This window comes from Halomonas sp. DQ26W, assembly GCF_003339685.1.
GTDB lineage: Bacteria > Pseudomonadota > Gammaproteobacteria > Pseudomonadales > Halomonadaceae > Halomonas.
The window spans coordinates 68,225-83,849 of record NZ_QPKI01000008.1 but is presented as its reverse complement, the minus strand read 5'-3'; the positions used below and the strand labels follow the sequence as shown (position 1 = coordinate 83,849).

The 15,625-nt window shown below is 62.0% G+C and carries 12 protein-coding genes; 4 read left to right on the top strand and 8 right to left on the bottom strand.

Going from position 1 to position 15,625, the window contains the following annotated elements; genetic code table 11:
- Positions 1-371 precede the first annotated feature (371 nt).
- From DU490_RS06215 to DU490_RS06200, 4 genes are all read right to left on the bottom strand, one after another.
- Positions 372-1,319 (bottom strand): Nudix family hydrolase, encoded by a 948-nt coding sequence (locus tag DU490_RS06215; RefSeq protein ID WP_114573466.1) that lies wholly within the window; start codon positions 1,317-1,319, stop codon positions 372-374.
- Positions 1,320-1,395: 76 nt separating this feature from the next.
- A complete protein-coding gene (gene argJ / locus DU490_RS06210; RefSeq protein WP_114573465.1) occupies positions 1,396-2,625 on the bottom strand; it encodes a bifunctional glutamate N-acetyltransferase/amino-acid acetyltransferase ArgJ in 1,230 nt (409 codons plus the stop codon).
- A gap of 233 nt (positions 2,626-2,858) precedes the next feature.
- Positions 2,859-5,600: a preprotein translocase subunit SecA gene (gene secA, locus DU490_RS06205; RefSeq protein ID WP_114573464.1), complete on the bottom strand. Its 2,742-nt coding sequence runs from the start codon at positions 5,598-5,600 to the stop codon at positions 2,859-2,861.
- 92 nt (positions 5,601-5,692) lie between these two features.
- Positions 5,693-6,070: a hypothetical protein gene (locus DU490_RS06200; RefSeq protein ID WP_258801382.1), complete on the bottom strand. Its 378-nt coding sequence runs from the start codon at positions 6,068-6,070 to the stop codon at positions 5,693-5,695.
- A 120-nt stretch (positions 6,071-6,190) separates the two neighbouring features.
- On the opposite strand from DU490_RS06200, the gene DU490_RS06195 reads away from it, so the two are divergent.
- From DU490_RS06195 to DU490_RS06180, 4 genes are all read left to right on the top strand, one after another.
- Entirely contained in the window at positions 6,191-6,652 is a 462-nt protein-coding gene (locus tag DU490_RS06195; protein WP_181869981.1) for a DUF721 domain-containing protein, read from the top strand.
- A gap of 278 nt (positions 6,653-6,930) precedes the next feature.
- Complete coding sequence (locus DU490_RS06190; RefSeq protein ID WP_114573462.1) at positions 6,931-7,233, top strand: helix-turn-helix domain-containing protein; 303 nt, start codon at positions 6,931-6,933, stop codon at positions 7,231-7,233.
- A 5-nt stretch (positions 7,234-7,238) separates the two neighbouring features.
- Positions 7,239-8,291 (top strand): alpha/beta hydrolase, encoded by a 1,053-nt coding sequence (locus DU490_RS06185; RefSeq protein ID WP_258801379.1) that lies wholly within the window; start codon positions 7,239-7,241, stop codon positions 8,289-8,291.
- A 635-nt stretch (positions 8,292-8,926) separates the two neighbouring features.
- Positions 8,927-10,174 carry an acetyl-CoA carboxylase biotin carboxylase subunit family protein gene (locus DU490_RS06180; protein ID WP_404872834.1) on the top strand — a complete coding sequence of 416 codons (1,248 nt, stop codon included), beginning with the start codon at positions 8,927-8,929 and terminating at the stop codon, positions 10,172-10,174.
- Positions 10,175-10,351: 177 nt separating this feature from the next.
- On the opposite strand, the gene DU490_RS06175 is transcribed toward DU490_RS06180, so the two are convergent.
- The 4 genes from DU490_RS06175 to DU490_RS06160 form a co-directional block, all read right to left on the bottom strand.
- A complete protein-coding gene (locus DU490_RS06175; protein ID WP_114573460.1) occupies positions 10,352-12,163 on the bottom strand; it encodes an acyl-CoA dehydrogenase C-terminal domain-containing protein in 1,812 nt (603 codons plus the stop codon).
- 291 nt (positions 12,164-12,454) lie between these two features.
- The gene (locus tag DU490_RS06170; RefSeq protein WP_114573459.1) at positions 12,455-12,907 is read right to left on the bottom strand and encodes a MarR family winged helix-turn-helix transcriptional regulator; all 453 of its coding nucleotides are present in this window, start codon (positions 12,905-12,907) and stop codon (positions 12,455-12,457) included.
- A 90-nt stretch (positions 12,908-12,997) separates the two neighbouring features.
- Positions 12,998-13,765 (bottom strand): SDR family NAD(P)-dependent oxidoreductase, encoded by a 768-nt coding sequence (locus DU490_RS06165; RefSeq protein ID WP_114573458.1) that lies wholly within the window; start codon positions 13,763-13,765, stop codon positions 12,998-13,000.
- 183 nt (positions 13,766-13,948) lie between these two features.
- Positions 13,949-15,607, bottom strand: coding sequence for an AMP-binding protein (locus DU490_RS06160; RefSeq protein ID WP_114573457.1), 1,659 nt, complete (start codon positions 15,605-15,607; stop codon positions 13,949-13,951).
- Positions 15,608-15,625 lie beyond the last annotated feature (18 nt).

Below are 15,625 nucleotides of genomic sequence, written 5' to 3'. Positions count from 1 at the left end.
TGACGCGGCGGTATCGGGACTGAGTGAAGCACTGCGGCTGATCCGGCGACAGGTCGCCGCGGAGGCGCTGTGAACCCTTCCCTGGGCGCTACATTCGCCATCCATGGCGAATGACCTCCGCTATGACCTGCCCCCGGCGCCGCTCGTGTTGCCGCCATGGTCAGGCGCGACCGCCGCATCGACGCCTATGGCGACCTGACGCGGCGGTATCGCGATTGAACGAAGCACTGCGGCTGATCCGGCGACAGCAGGGGTACTAGCAAGGAGGCGATGCTTTAGCACCTATGGGCTCAGCCGGGCGCCTGACGGCGCCAGTCGTGATGCGGAGCATTCCTCCTACAGCGTTATTCTCAATTGAAGGTAGCTGACTGTCACTTCCAGAAGTCACGAATCGAGGCGATGCCCTGGGCGCCCACAGCACGCGCGTGGTTGGCGTCGAAGCGGGTCATGCCGCCCAACGCAAAGACCGGCATGGCGGCACGCTCGACCAGCTGCTGGAAGTCGTGCCAGCCCATCGGCGGCACTTCGGGGTGGGAGGGTGTCGTACGTAGCGGCGACAGGGTGACGAAGTCGCTGCCGATGCGCGAAGCCTGGGTCAGCTGCTTCTGGTCGTGCGTCGAGGCCGCCAGCCACTTGGCCTCCGAGATCGGACGCCGCTCCAGTGACATCAAGCGCTCACTGGTGAGGTGGATGCCATCGGCATCGACCTGATTCAGCAACGCGGGATCAGCGTTGAGGAGTAGCCTGGCGCCATGCTCACGGCACAGCGTCAGGGCACGTTCGGCACGAGCCAGGTAGGCCGCTTCATCCAGCGACTTGGCGCGCAGTTGCACCAGCCGCACGCCGTCCTCGACCAGTGCCCGAGCCAGGCGAGCCTCGAAGATCTCCTCGTCTTCTTCCTCCGCCGTGATGAAATACTCGGTGGGCAGCATCACGGCCTGAAGAATCGGCAAATTGGCCGCCGGGAACGGGTAGTTGACCAGCTCCTGCAACGGCACCCAGCGCACCGCCTGACCTTCGCGACCAAACGGCTCGCCGCTGAACTCATGTACCTGCCACACGTCCAGCAGGATGTGCTTGTCGGGGTATTCATGATGAATGCGGATCAGCGGCTGGGCACGCTTGATCTCGACACCCAATTCCTCGTGGAGCTCACGCTTGAGCCCTTCCAGGCCCGTCTCGTATGGCGCCAGCTTTCCGCCGGGAAATTCCCAAAGGCCGCCATGGTCGACATTGGACGGACGGCGGGCGATCAGCGCCTTGTCGCCATCGCCGCTGACGATGGCGGCGGCTGCCACATGCACCCTTCTCTTCACCATTACATTCATTAACCCTTTACCCGCTTGACCCATGCCGTCCACCCGGCACAGGGTTGTTCGTCTGCCAAGCTCGCCCTCAGCTGCGGTACTCGGCGTTGATGCTGACATAGTCATGGGAGAGGTCGGAAGTCCAGACCGTTGCGCTCTCCTGGCCACGGCCCAGGGTGATCCGTATCACGATCTCCTCCTGGCTCATCACCTGACTGCCAGCTTCCTCGGTATACCCTGCCGCCCGCCCCCCGTATTCGACCAGACGAATATTGCCCAGATCAATGGTCACTCGCGTCACGTCGAAATCCTCCACCGGAGCACGTCCAACCGCAGCCAAGATGCGCCCCCAGTTGGCATCGGAAGCAAACAGTGCCGTCTTAACCAAGGGCGAATGGGCAACGGTGAAGGCGACGTCCAGCGCTTCTTCCCGGCTCGACGCCTCGTTGACCTGCAAGGTCACGAACTTGGTCGCCCCCTCGCCGTCTCGAATGATCGCCTGGGCCAGCTCGGTCATCACCCGCTGTAGACCATTGCGGAACACGGCGATCTGTTCGTCGCTGGCCACCTCGGCGCCCCGCCCGGTAGCGATCAACATGCAGGCGTCGTTGGTGGAGGTGTCCCCGTCGACGGTGATGCAGTTGAACGAGCGGTCCACCGTCTCACGCAGAAGCGAATCCAGCAGTGGCTGAGCAAGGGCGGCATCGGTCGCTACGAAGGCCAGCATGGTGGCCATGTTGGGCTTTATCATGCCCGACCCCTTGCAGATGCCGTTGATGACCACCGTATGCTCGCCCATTTCCAGGCTCACGCTGGCGCCCTTGGGCCGGGTGTCGGTGGTGAGGATGCCCTCGCCGGCCTGCCGCCATGCCTCGGCGCCCTCGTCCAGGGATGCCAGCACCGCCGGGAGTCCGCCCAGCAGCCGCTCCATGGGCAGAGGTTCGCCGATCACCCCGGTGGAGAAAGGCAGTACGGCATCCTCGCTTACCCCGGCCAGCTTTGCCAGCTCGGCACAGGTGGCCTGGGCATCGCGCAACCCCACCTCGCCGGTGCCGGCATTGGCGTTACCGGTATTGACCACCAGCAAACGAGCACCTTCTCCCCGTACCTGGCATGCGGCCAGATTCGCCTTGGCCACAGTGACGGGGGCGGCACAGAAGGCATTGCGCGTGAAACTTCCCGCCACCCTGGCTCCCGCAGGAATCTCGATGACCACCAAATCTCGACGTCCCGGCTTCTTGATGCCCGCCATGGCGGACCCCAGGCGCAGCCCGTCAACCGCCGGCATTGCCGGAAAGTGCGTTTCACCCACAGCCATGGAACGTTTACTCCTTCGTCAGTTAGAGCGATCAAATTGCCGAGCGAGATGAAGCGCTAGGCGCACGGAGCACAGAACCGAGCGAAGCGACAAGCATCCGCAGGATGGCCCCGAAGGAGCGAGAAGCCGGAGGCTTCGAGTCAACCGGAGCCTATGGGGTATAGGTGAGGATCCCGATGGTCCGGCGCTTCGGCACCGCGTAACGCAGCGATTCGCTCGCGCAGGCATTTGATTCAGTTGAGCTGACCGCAGCACTGTTTATACTTCTTCCCCGAACCACAAGGGCAAGGATCATTGCGCCCCACCTTGGGCCCTTCGCGGCGAACCGGGCGACCATCGGCTCCTGGTGCCACGGCTGCCTGAGCACTCTGGTCGCCACCTTCAAGCGCAGGGGCGTCATGACGGCTATTGGCCGCAGCCTTCTCACGCTCTAGCGCCTCACGCCGCTGGCGCTCCAGCTCGTCGACCTCCTCGGGCTTACGCACGTGTACGTGGCTGGTAACGCGGGTGATGTCGGCCTTGATATTGGTCAGCAGCGTCTGAAACAACTCAAAGGACTCACGCTTGTACTCCTGCTTGGGGTTCTTCTGAGCATAGCCACGCAGGTGAATACCGCGGCGCAGGTGATCCATCGACTGCAGATGTTCCTTCCAACGGGTGTCGAGAATCTGCAGCATGATCTGCTTCTCGAAGCGGCGAATCAATTCCGCCCCGGCCGCTTCGACCTTCTCTTGGTACGACTTGCGATGCATCTCCTGGAGCCGCTCGCGCAGCTGCTCCTCATGGAAGCGGTCATCCTGCTCGGCCCACTCCACTACCGGCGCAGTGAGGTTGAACTCGCTCCTCAGGTGCTCCTGCAGCCCTGGTAAATCCCACTGCTCCTGCAGGCTCTGGGGCGGCACGAAGTCGCTGATGGTCTGGTCGAGAACTTCGTCGCGAATGCCCAGTACATTTTGGGAGACGTCGTCGGAGGAGAGGATCTCGTTACGCTGCTCGTAGATCACCCGGCGCTGGTCGTTGGCTACGTCATCATATTCGAGCAGCTGCTTGCGGATATCGAAGTTGCGGCTTTCGACCTTCTTCTGGGCCCGCTCCACGGCATTGGAGACCATCTTGTGTTCGATGGCCTCACCACGCTCGAGACCCAGCGCTTTCATCATGCGCTGCACCCGGTCGGAGCCGAACAGGCGCATCAGGCTGTCTTCCATGGACAGGAAGAAGCGAGTTGAGCCTGGGTCGCCCTGGCGACCGGCGCGACCACGGAGCTGGTTGTCGATGCGTCGCGATTCGTGGCGCTCGGAACCTACCACATGCAGGCCGCCAGCGGCCAGCACTGCCTCATGGCGGACCCGCCACTCCTCCTTGATCTGCTCAACCTGCTCGTCAGTGGGGTTCTCAAGCTTGGCCACATCCGCTTCCCAGTTGCCGCCTAGCACGATATCGGTACCACGACCAGCCATGTTGGTGGCGATGGTAACGGCGCCGGGTCGACCGGCCTGGGCGATGATCTCGGCTTCGCTCTGGTGCTGCTTGGCGTTGAGCACGTTGAAGGCGAGGCCTTCCTCCTTCATCAGGTTGGCCAGGTATTCCGAGGTCTCGATGGATGCCGTGCCCACCAGTACGGGGCGCCCTGCTTTGGTCTCGGCCTTGACGTCCTTGATGATCGCCTCGAATTTCTCCTCAGCGGAGAGGTAGACCAGGTCATTCAGGTCCTTGCGGATCAGCGGCCGGTTGGTGGGAATCACCACCACATCCAGCCCATAGATCTGCCGGAATTCGAAGGCTTCGGTATCGGCGGTGCCGGTCATGCCGGCGAGCTTCTCGTAGAGGCGGAAATAGTTCTGGAAGGTGGTCGACGCCAGCGTCTGGCTCTCGCGCTGCACGGGCACCCCCTCCTTGGCCTCCACCGCCTGGTGAAGGCCCTCGGACCAGCGACGACCCGGCATGGTCCGCCCGGTGTGCTCGTCAACGATCACCACCTGATTCTCGGCGACGATATAGTCGACATCACGCTGGTAGAGATGGCGTGCGCGCAGCGCCGAATGCATGTGCTGCAGCAGGTTGAGGTTCTGGGCGGCATAGAGGGAATCATGCTCGCCCAGCAGCCCCTCCTCGCGCATCAGATCCTCGACCTTGTTGTGGCCCGATTCGGTGATCTCCACCTGCTTCTGCTTTTCCTCGATCAGGAAGTCGCCGCTGACCGGAACGTCCGGGTCCTCCGACACCTCGCCCTTGACCAGGTGCTTCGCCAGCCGGTCCACCACCTGATAGAGCTCGGTATTCTCGTCAACCGCACCCGAGATGATCAGCGGCGTTCGCGCCTCGTCAATGAGGATGGAGTCCACCTCATCGATGATGGCGTAGTGCAGGCCACGCTGGACCTTGTCCTCCAGCGAGAACGCCATGTTGTCGCGCAGGTAGTCGAAGCCGTACTCGTTGTTGGTGCCGTAGGTGATGTCGCAGGCATAGGCCGCCCGCTTCTCCTCGGAGGTCTGGCCAGCGTAGATGGTACCCACGGACAGCCCCAGGAACTCATACAGTGGGCGCATCCACTCCGCATCACGGCGGGCCAGGTAGTCGTTCACCGTAACCACATGCACGCCCTTGTCCGGCAAGGCATTGAGATAGACCGCCAGGGTGGCGACCAGGGTCTTGCCCTCACCGGTCTTCATCTCGGCGATGCGTCCACCGTGCAGGGTCAGGCCACCGACCAGCTGCACATCGAAATGGCGCATGCCCATCACCCGCTTGCTCGCCTCGCGTACCGTGGCGAAGGCCTCGGGTATCAGCGCGTTGAGGGTTTCACCGGCGCCAAGGCGTTCGCGGAACTCGCCGGTACGCGCCCGGAGCGCGGCATCGTCGAGTGTCTCGAACTGCGGCTCGAGGGCGGTCGCCTGGGAGGCCTGGCGGTGCATTCGCTTGACTTCACGGTCGTTCTTGGAGCCGACGACCTTGCGTAAAAGAGAGTTGATCATGAAACGTCCAATATCAGCATATGACAATCGGCCAGTGGTAAAAGCGGGCATTACATACCGTAAGCGCCCCCCACCGGCAGGAAACGATGGCTTCAGAGTGGGTGTCGCGCGTCGGGTGGACCGCGGCGCGTCAGGACGTCATGAGCGGCGGGCCAGCACCGCCAGGGTGGCATCTGCCGCGGAGGATGGATACGACATGCCATAACCCGTGGCTTGCGCAGTTGCCAATGGGGCAGCGCCCGGCGGCGTGCCACGTAGCGGCAGCGGGCACGCATCAGCGTCGGGGCCAGGATGCAGGTCTGGACCACGCGTTCCGCCAGACGCAGCGTATCCGCCTGGCTCAGCCCGGCGGGCAGCAGGCAGCTCACCAACAGGCCGGCCAGCCACCAGCGCGAGCGCTGTCGACGGCGCACCGCCGTCCCGGGGTTCGGAGCGGCGCTGGTAGGGCCTTGTGGCTGGTCGGTGGTCATGCTGTAGCGTATCTCCCGAGCGTGCTAGGCTTTGCCGTAACCACGGGCGTTGGACACAGGACAGCGGCCAAGGTCGCTATCGGCAACCTGGAGAAGGCATCTGCCCCCGAGATTAAGCCAATGAGTATAAAGGTTAAGGGTTCACGCGCCCAGCCCATGTCTCGCCTGCTGGGCGGCGGAGGCGAATTGGCGCCGCTGATGCGCACGGCAAAGCTGATCGCCCGCGCCCAGCAGCACCTGCGTGACCACTTGCCGGATGAAGTAGGCGAACACGTACATGTCGGTGGCTTTCGCGAAGGCAAACTGACGATAATCACCGACCGCGCCGTCTGGCTAACCTGGCTGCGCTACGAACAGCAGCGCCTGCTCACACTGCTGCATCAATTACCCGAGTTCGCCGCAGTCACGGGGTTCACGCTCAAGGTGAGGCCGGTGCGCCCGCTCAAGGTGCCCGCACGCCAGGTGCGCCAACTGCCGGCACCCGCCGCCGCCGAGATCGCCGCCTGCGCTGCCGATACCGAGGACCCCCGCCTCAAACGCGCCCTGGAGCGGCTAGCCTCCCATGCCCAGCCTCTAGACTAGTCCTCTTCGCAGGGTCAGGTCCGCACCGGCAGGTTCATAATCGATACCGCTCATTCCAGTCGGTAGGTATCGACCTCGACTTACTTGATGTAGGCGAAAGAAACCATTACGCCCTGGATATCACCGGACTCCCCGTCGTGCTCCACCACCACGCGCTCACCGAACATGCAGCCCCCTGTCCCGGACGCTATCCTTTACCGACTCTTGGCCGTTCGCTCACGTCTCGGCTCACCGTTGGCAAAGACTCCCCAGGAAACCGACCAGTCCAGGTAATCAACATGGCACTCAGCAAGACCCGCACCAGCTTCTACCGCCGCCTCTACGTGGCCCACCTGATCAGGACCGGAAACGCCAGCGTGCCGGCCCTCATCGAAGCCACCGGCATGCCCAGGCGTACCGCCCAGGACACCATCACGGCCTTGGAGGAGCTCGATATCCGCTGTGAGTTCGAGCCCGACGCCGGTGGCAGGCACAATATTGGACGCTACGTGATACGCGACTGGGGCCCTATTTCCCCTGAATGGATTTCGGCCCATGCCGACCGGCTACGCCAAGCGCTCGGCTACCCTGCCTTACCATGAGCCATATGCGCTCCACCTTGCCGCTACCGATGCAACAGCGCCTGGTCAGGGCCGCACTGATAGTCGTACTGCTGACAGTGGGGGGCTGTGAAAGTAACGCAACGTTGCAGTCACCCGGCCCGGGCCCCGTGGAGCCTCGGCTTACGACGCATCAGGTCGTTGCCGACGATGGCTACCTGCTTCCGCTACGCCATTGGCACGCCCAGGGAGACATCGGCAGCGTGGTGCTGGCGGTGCACGGCTTCAACGACCATGCCGGGAGTTTCGAGTTCCTGGCCGATGCCCTGACCCGCCAGGGCGTGGAAGTCTATGCCCATGATCAGCGTGGTTTCGGCACAACCAACCAGCGCCGCCTGTGGCCGGGGCATCAGCGACTGAGCGGTGATGTCGCTCTGCTCGTAGACTTGTTGCGTGAACGCCACCCCGATACTCCCCTCTACCTGATTGGCAAGAGCATGGGGGCGGCTATCGTGATACTTGCCATGACCGACGACACACCACCTTCCGTGGATGGAAGCGTATTGATCGCCCCCGCCGTGTGGGGTCGAGAAGCGATGCCGTGGTATCAGCGGCTAGGTCTGTGGCTCGGGGTTCGCCTGATACCGCAGGTGTCCTTCTCGGTACGCACCGCACGGCGCCTGGGAATCGAGCCCACAGATGACGAAACGATCAAGCGCCAACTGGCACGGGATCCGCTGATCCTGCGTAGCGCCCGTGTGGATACCCTGCACGGAGTGACCGACACCATGGATCGGGCGCTGCATGCCGCCCAGGACCTGCCCGGCCCCGCCCTGATCCTGTACGGCGACGAAGACCAGGTCATTCCCGCCGAAGCATTTTGCGCCCTGCTCGAACGACTCACCGCCACACCGGAAACACAAACCGAGCTGTCCTGGCGCCTGGCACTATATCCCGATGGTTACCATATGCTGACCCGCTATACCCAGCGTGAACGCACCGAGCAGGATATCGTTGCCTGGCTGACCACTCCGGCCGCCCCCCTGCCCTCCGGCCACGAGACGAGCCACGACCAGGCCCGCGAGACGCTTTGCCACTGAGGTGGCCGCCGTGGCAATTGACGCTGCAAGCTGCAAAATTCTGTGAAATTGGCCACTGAAAATGCGGTTGACATGTCACGAGCTAAAGCAGAATGTAGTTAAATGAGCGTTGATAGGCACGGAACCGCCCACCATGACAACGGCTCCTCAGATGAGCCTGTCAAGCAGTTCAACGCCGCCATCGAGCGGTTTTCCGCCGCGAATGCATTGCAGCAGCCTCTCCCATATTTCAGGTTATCGGTGCGGTACGCCTTGGCATTCTGCACCTTCAATCCCGATAACGACAGTGAGCTAGAGTGGAGACAGGGAATCGTCACGTCGACCCAAGGCAATGGCGAACTCTTCGGTGAAGCCTCACTACCGTTTGCCCAACACGCGGCTATGCTTCTTTCACTGCGGCCCGCTCGAAAAGGGCGGTCCTGCCGATATTCCAACCGAAAATGTAGATCGGGCCAAGGGTCTGGCCCAAGATAGCTGGGCATCTGTGAACTAGCCGCAGATGCCTGGCAGTCAAGCTCGACAAAACCACTCGAGATCGAGCGTCAATTCTGCTCAGGGCAGAAGGAGAGCAACACATGTCGATTGCATCAGAAACCCCGGCCTCCAAGGACGTTTCAAGCTGGACCGACCCGACAATGGATTCGGTCAAAGGCACCGAAACGCCCAAGGACCCCAACAAGGGGTATATCGCGCTGCTTGGCTGGAGCGTCAATGCCATCAAGGCGGCACAGAAGTTTGATCGCCGATACGTGGTGGTGGCGCCCGATTGGGCCGCCGATTTCTGCGAAGCCAACAATATCCCGTATATTCAATGGGACTTCCTGCGCCTGAATGATCGATCCCTGGAAATTGCGGAGACCCTCAAGACAGAAGGCGTTGATGTGGCCATACCATTGTTCGAAGAAACCGTCGAATGGTCCGGCGCTATCAACTCCGTCCTCATGGACAGTCCCCGCATGTACGGGCAATCCATCCTGTTCAGGGACAAGGCACTGATGAAGCGCCGCGCCCAGCTTGGCGGTATTCGCGTGGGGATCTTCGAGGAAGCCCACGAGAAAGATGACATCATCCGCTTCATGAAACGGGTCAACCAAACGCTACTCAAGCTCGACGGTGACCCGGATGACCCGATCCACGTCAAGGCCTTTGACAAGGCCGGCTGTCTCGGACACCGCATGATTCGCAAGATAGATGAGATCGACAGCATACCGGCCGAAGAGTATCCCTTGCTGATGGAAAGTCACCTTGATGGCTGGGAGTTTGCCGTCGAGGCCTGGATCCATGATGGTAAGATCAAGTTCCTCAACATCTCCGAGTACGTGACACTGGGCTATTCAGTGTTCGTTCCCGCCACACGGGAACTCGAAAGCTGGCGCAACGCCATTACCAAGCAGATCGAGAAGCTGATCAAGACGTTCGACATCCAGTTCGGCCTGATTCATCCCGAGTACTTCGTGGCGGCGGACGGCGAGATGTACTTCGGTGAGGTAGCCTATCGCCCGCCGGGCTTCAAGGCCTTTGAGCTCATCGAGCGCGCCTACGGATTCAGTGCCTATCAAGCGTCGATACTGGTCTTCGACCCCAAGAGCACCAAGGAGGAGGTCGATGCCTTCTTCCCCCGCGAGGTGGTCGACGCGAAAGGTTATGCGGGTTGCTTTGGGGTCTACCCGAGGCGTCGTGTCGTCAGCAAGCTCGAGATGCCCAAGGAAACCATCGAGCATCCATACTTCGAGTCTCACGAGCTGGTAGAGCCGGCCGAAGAGACGGTGCCAGACCGGTCGGCTTTCGGTACGCACTGGGGTCTATTGTTCTTCTTCGGTGACGACCCGATCAAGATGCGGGACCTGCTCAAGGCTCAAGAGGACCTAGATTTCTACGTCTAGCAACTCATTCGGCGCCGACTCGCATCCCGGCTGATGACCAGGGGCAGGGCTTAGGCCCTGCCCTTTTCATGCAAGCTGATTCTTCAGTTCTCGTAACGCCCTGGCCGTGGTGCTGGTGCGCTCCGATGGCACATCGCCGGGCATGCTCGGGCGAATTGGGCGAGATGCCTGGTTGAATCAGATTTCGAAGCCGCGACCGAAATCCTCGGATGAGAGAGCCATCAGCGGCTCCGCCCCGGCCTGCACCATGGCGGCATGCGCTCGGGTGCGCGGCAACAGGCGAGCGAAGTAGAAGCGCGCCGTGTTGATCTTGGCTTCGTAGAAGCCCGCATCGTCGCTGCCGGCGGTGAGTGCCATCCTGGCCTGCTTAGCCGCCCGGGCGAAGAGATAGGCCAGAGTCACGTAGCCGGAATACATCAGGTAATCGACACTGGCGGCGCCCACTTCTTCACGATCGACCATGGCCTTCATGCCGATGCCCATGGTCAACTCGCCCCACTCGGCGTTGAGCTTGCTCAGCGGCACGGTGAATTCAGCCATCTCGGCGCTATCGGCCTCCGCCTGGCAGAACTTGTGAATCTGCTTGGTGAAAACCTTGAGTGTTTCGCCCTGGCTCATCAATACCTTACGGCCGAGAAGGTCGAGGGCCTGAATGCCCGTCGTGCCTTCATAGAGTCGGGTGATACGCGCATCGCGCACCAACTGCTCCATCCCCCATTCCTGGATGAAACCGTGGCCACCGAACACCTGCACTCCTTCATTGGTGGCTTCGAAGCCCACCTCGGTAAGGAATGCCTTGACGATGGGCGTCAGCAGGCCCAGCAGTGCCTCGGCCTGCTCGCGCTCGGCGGCATCCTGGCCATGCTCGACGATATCCAGCATCTGGGCGGTATAAAGCACCAGCATGCGGCCACCTTCGGCGAAGGCCTTCTGGGTCAGCAGCATGCGACGCACGTCCGGATGGACGATGATCGGGTCGGCAGGTTTCTCAGGCGCATGGGGGCCGGAGAGCGCACGCATCTGCAGACGATCGCGGGCGTAAGCCAGGGCATTCTGGAAGCTCGCCTCGGCCAAGCCCAGGCCCTGGATACCCACGCCCAGGCGCGCCGCGTTCATCATGGTGAACATGCAGGCCAGCCCCTTGTTGGGCGGCCCCACCAAGTAACCGCGGGAACCATCGAAGTTCATCACGCAGGTGGCGTTGCCGTGGATGCCCATCTTGTGCTCGAGCGAACCGCAGAAGACACCGTTGCGCACGCCGGGGTTGCCGTCGGTATCCGGTAAAAACTTGGGCACCACGAACAGCGAGATGCCCTTGGAACCCTCAGGGGCGTCCGGCAGCTTGGCCAGTACCAGATGGATGATGTTCTCGGCCATGTCATGGTCACCGGCGGAGATGAATATCTTGGTACCGGTAATATCGTAACCGCCATCGTCGGCGGGGACTGCACGGGTCTTGATCAGGCCCAGGTCGGTACCGCAGTGAGGCTCTGTCAGGCACATGGTACCGGTCCAGACGCCTTCCACCAGCTTGGTCAGGTAGGTAGCCTGCTGCTCTTCGGTACCGTGGTGGCGGAGAGCATCGGCGGCACCGTGGGAAAGTCCCGGGTACATGCCCCAGGCCAGGTTGGTCGAGCAGACCATCTCGTTGAGCACCATGGCCAGCGAATGGGGCAGCCCTTGACCGCCGTGCGCAGGCGACGCTGCCAGGCTCGGCCAGCCACCTTCTACATATTGCTCGTAAGCCGCCTTGAAGCCCTTGGGGGCCTTGACCTCGCCGCCCTCCAGCAAACACCCCTCCTGGTCCCCCGTCTGGTTCAACGGCAGCAACACCTCGCGGGCAAAGCGGGCGCCCTCCTCGAGGATGGCGGCGACCACGTCGGGAGAGGCATCCTCACCGCCCGGCAGGCGAGCATAGTGAGCGGGGTAGTCCAGCATTTCGTCCATTACGAAGCGCAGATCGCGCAGGGGGGCCTGATAGTCGGGCATCTCAACTCTCCACAAATGTGCGCCACAAAAGGTCGCCACTAAACATCGCCACAATCAACGACATCGCCACAATCAACGACATCGCCACAATCAACGACATCGCCACAATCAACGCCTGAAGCCAGGCAAGCGAGGGTGGTCGACACTTTCAAACATACGTTTGAAATTAGCCTGCAACAACTGGAGAGTCAAGCGCTTGTTTGTGACATTTTTCGACCATGGCCAAAGGCGTGTTCCACGCTGGACGGCACTCACCTACTGACCTTGCCTATCGAGGGGTATGGCGGCGTGTCAGGGCATCGCCTCCTGGAGCCGCTCACGCAGGATCTCCAACCGTGTCTTGAGGGCATTGAGGTCATCGAAGGATTCTCCACTGGCCATCACCACGCAGTCGGGGATCTCCTCGGCGCGCGAGCGCAGCGCCCTGCCCTCGTCGGTGAGGAACAGTTCGACGACCCGCTCATCATGGGTGCTGCGTACCCGCCTGAGCAGACCATCGGCTTCCAGACGCTTGAAAATGGGAGTCAACGAGCCGGTATCGGTCATCAGTCGCCGACTGATGGTGCCCGCGCTGAGGCCGTCCTCTTCCCACAGCGTCATCAAGATCAGGTACTGCGGATAGGTGAGACCCAGCGCCTGGAGCAGGGGCTTGTAGAACTTGGTCATCAAGAGAGAGGTGGAGTAGAGGGCAAAACAGAGCTGATGGTCGAGTTGAAGCGTGGAACAGGTATCATTCTGGGGCATGGCTGGCGCTCCGGCTTATTGATCGCACAATAATCTAGCGCGCCAGCCAATTGATGCCAAGCTCTTATTACAACTGCTTATCGAACGGGACTACTGCATACGAATCCCGCCATCGAGGCGGATGACTTCACCGTTGAGCATGGCATTGCCGATGATCTGTTCAGCCAGGCGGGCAAACTCATCGGGCTTGCCCAGCCGCTTGGGGAACGGCACCGAGGCAGCCAGCGCCTTGGCCGCCTCGTCGGGAATCTCGCTCATCATCGGCGTCTGGAACACCCCAGGTGCAATGGCCATGACACGAATACCATGCCGCGAGAGCTCACGGGCCGCCGGCAGGCTCATACCCACAACCCCTGCCTTGGAGGCGCTGTAGGCGCACTGTCCCACCTGGCCATCGAAGGCGGCTACCGATGCGGTATTGATGATCACGCCGCGTTCTCCGTCTTCCCCCGGAACGTTGCCGGCCATGGCGGCGGCGGCCAGGCGCATGACATTGAAGGTGCCCACCAGGTTGATCTGCACGGTGCGCGCATAGGCGTCGAGGTCGGCGGGGTTGCCCTCACGGTCGACCAGCTTGGCAACATTGACGACGCCGGCACAGTGCACCACCCCAGCCATGCCCTTTTCGCCTCCCAGCGCCACGGCTGCATCGACCGCAGCCTGCATGTCGGCGGCAGATGTCACATCGCCACGACACGACCTGGCCGACGGACCCAGACGTTCGGCGTGTGCTTGCACACTGTCGTTGAGATCGCACAGCACCACCTGTCCCCCGGCGGCAACAATGCGCTCCGCAGTAGCCGCCCCCAGGCCGGAGGCGGCACCGGTGATAAGAAAGGTATTGTCCTTGACTTGCATATCAGGTTCCTAAGTTTAGATGGCAGAGGCTGAAAGTTTTCGAGTCTATTCCATCCACCGGGCTACGAGGGGGCGCCGTGAACCCATCCCCAGGCGCTACCGATGCCATCCCTGGCATAGCCCCCTCTACGCTTCGCCCCCGGCACCTCTCGCTTCAGCCATCCGCAAATGTCATTTCGCTGCTCACGACTTCGCCTGCTCAGCCGCATCGGCGCGCAGCTTGAAGCGTTGAATCTTGCCGCTGGGCGTCTTGGGTAGTGTATCGACGAATTCGATCACACGGGGGAAAGCGTGAGTGGAAAGCCGCTCGCGCACCTGTTGACGAATCTCGTCGGCCAGTGCATCGCTTGCCTCGAAGCCGTCACGCAGCACGATATAGGACTTGATGATCTCACCACGTATCTCATCCGGCTGCCCCACGGCTGCGGATTCCGCCACCGCCGGATGGGTCATCACCGTGTTCTCGACATCGGTGGGGCCAACCCGGTAGCCGGCAGTGGTGATGATGTCGTCGTCGCGGCCGGCGAACTGGAAGGTGCCGTCTTCGTTGCGGATCACTACGTCACCAGTCAGGTAGTAGCCCTTGGCGAAGGGGTGCTTCTCCTGCCAGGTATAGCCGGCAAAAAAATGCGCCGGAGACCTCTCGACATCTACCGCCAGCACGCCCGGCTCGCCCGGAGGCAGTTCGTTGAACTCGGCATCCAGAATTGCCAGCCGGTAGCCCGGCATCGGCACACCCATTGCACCGACGTGCTTGGGATGCTCCAAAGCATGATGGTTGCAGCAGGTCATGCCGGTCTCGGTCTGGCCGTAGTGGTCCATTACCGGGCAGCCCAGCGAACGCTCGACCCAGGTCACCACTTCGGTATTGAGCGGCTCGCCGGCGGAGCTGGCCACCCGTAGCTCGAGAGTCTCATGGGCACTGTCGAACAGCCCCGAAGCCTTCATCAGTCGATAGGCGGTGGGAGCGGCGGCGAAGTTGGTGATGCGATGGCGCTTCATGAAGGCCAGGGCCCCCTCGGCGCTGAAGCCAGCCTCGCAGAAATGGGTGGTGACACCCAGCAGCAACGGCCCGGCGATGGCGTAATAGAGGCCATAGGCCCAGCCCGGATCGGCCATGTTCCAGAAACGGTCGTCCTCGCGCAGGTCGATGGCCAGCTCCATGTAAAGGGCGAAGGCCGGCATGCCGGAAAGCGGCACCGCCACGCCCTTGGGCTTACCCACGGTGCCAGAGGTGAACATCTGCAGGAAGGGAGCATCCGGTGCCAGGCGCGGCGGCTGAGTTTCGATGGGAGAATGCGCGATGGCCTCGCGCCAGTCCAGGTCATCACCATGCTCGGCACTGGGACCGCCCACGGCGAGCACCGCCGGACACTGGCTCAGGCCATCGAACTTGAAGCGGTTGTCATGATCGGTAATCACCAGGCGGGTATCGGCACGCCCCAGGCGATAGTCCACGGCATCCGGGCCGAAGGCCGTGAACAGCGGCTGGTAGACCGCCCCGATGCGCCAGGTCGCCAGCACCGCCACCAGCAATTGCGGGGAGCGGGGCAGCATGCAGGCGATACGATCGCCCACCCCCAGGCCCCGTTCGGCGAGCCAGCCGGCCAGCCTGGCACTTTCGGCCTCTAGCTCGGCGTAGGTCATCTGGTTGACGTTACCGCTGGCATCCTCGTGCACCAGAGCCAAGACATCGCCACGACCCGAGCGCAGGTGCTGGCCACAGCAGGATTCGAAGGCATTGAACTTGCCGTCACGATGGTCATCGAGTCGGGCAATGACCTCATCAATGGAAAAACGCTCGAGAAAGGCGGAATACTCGGGAAGGGAATGGGTGCTCATTTACTGCCCTCTTGTGCT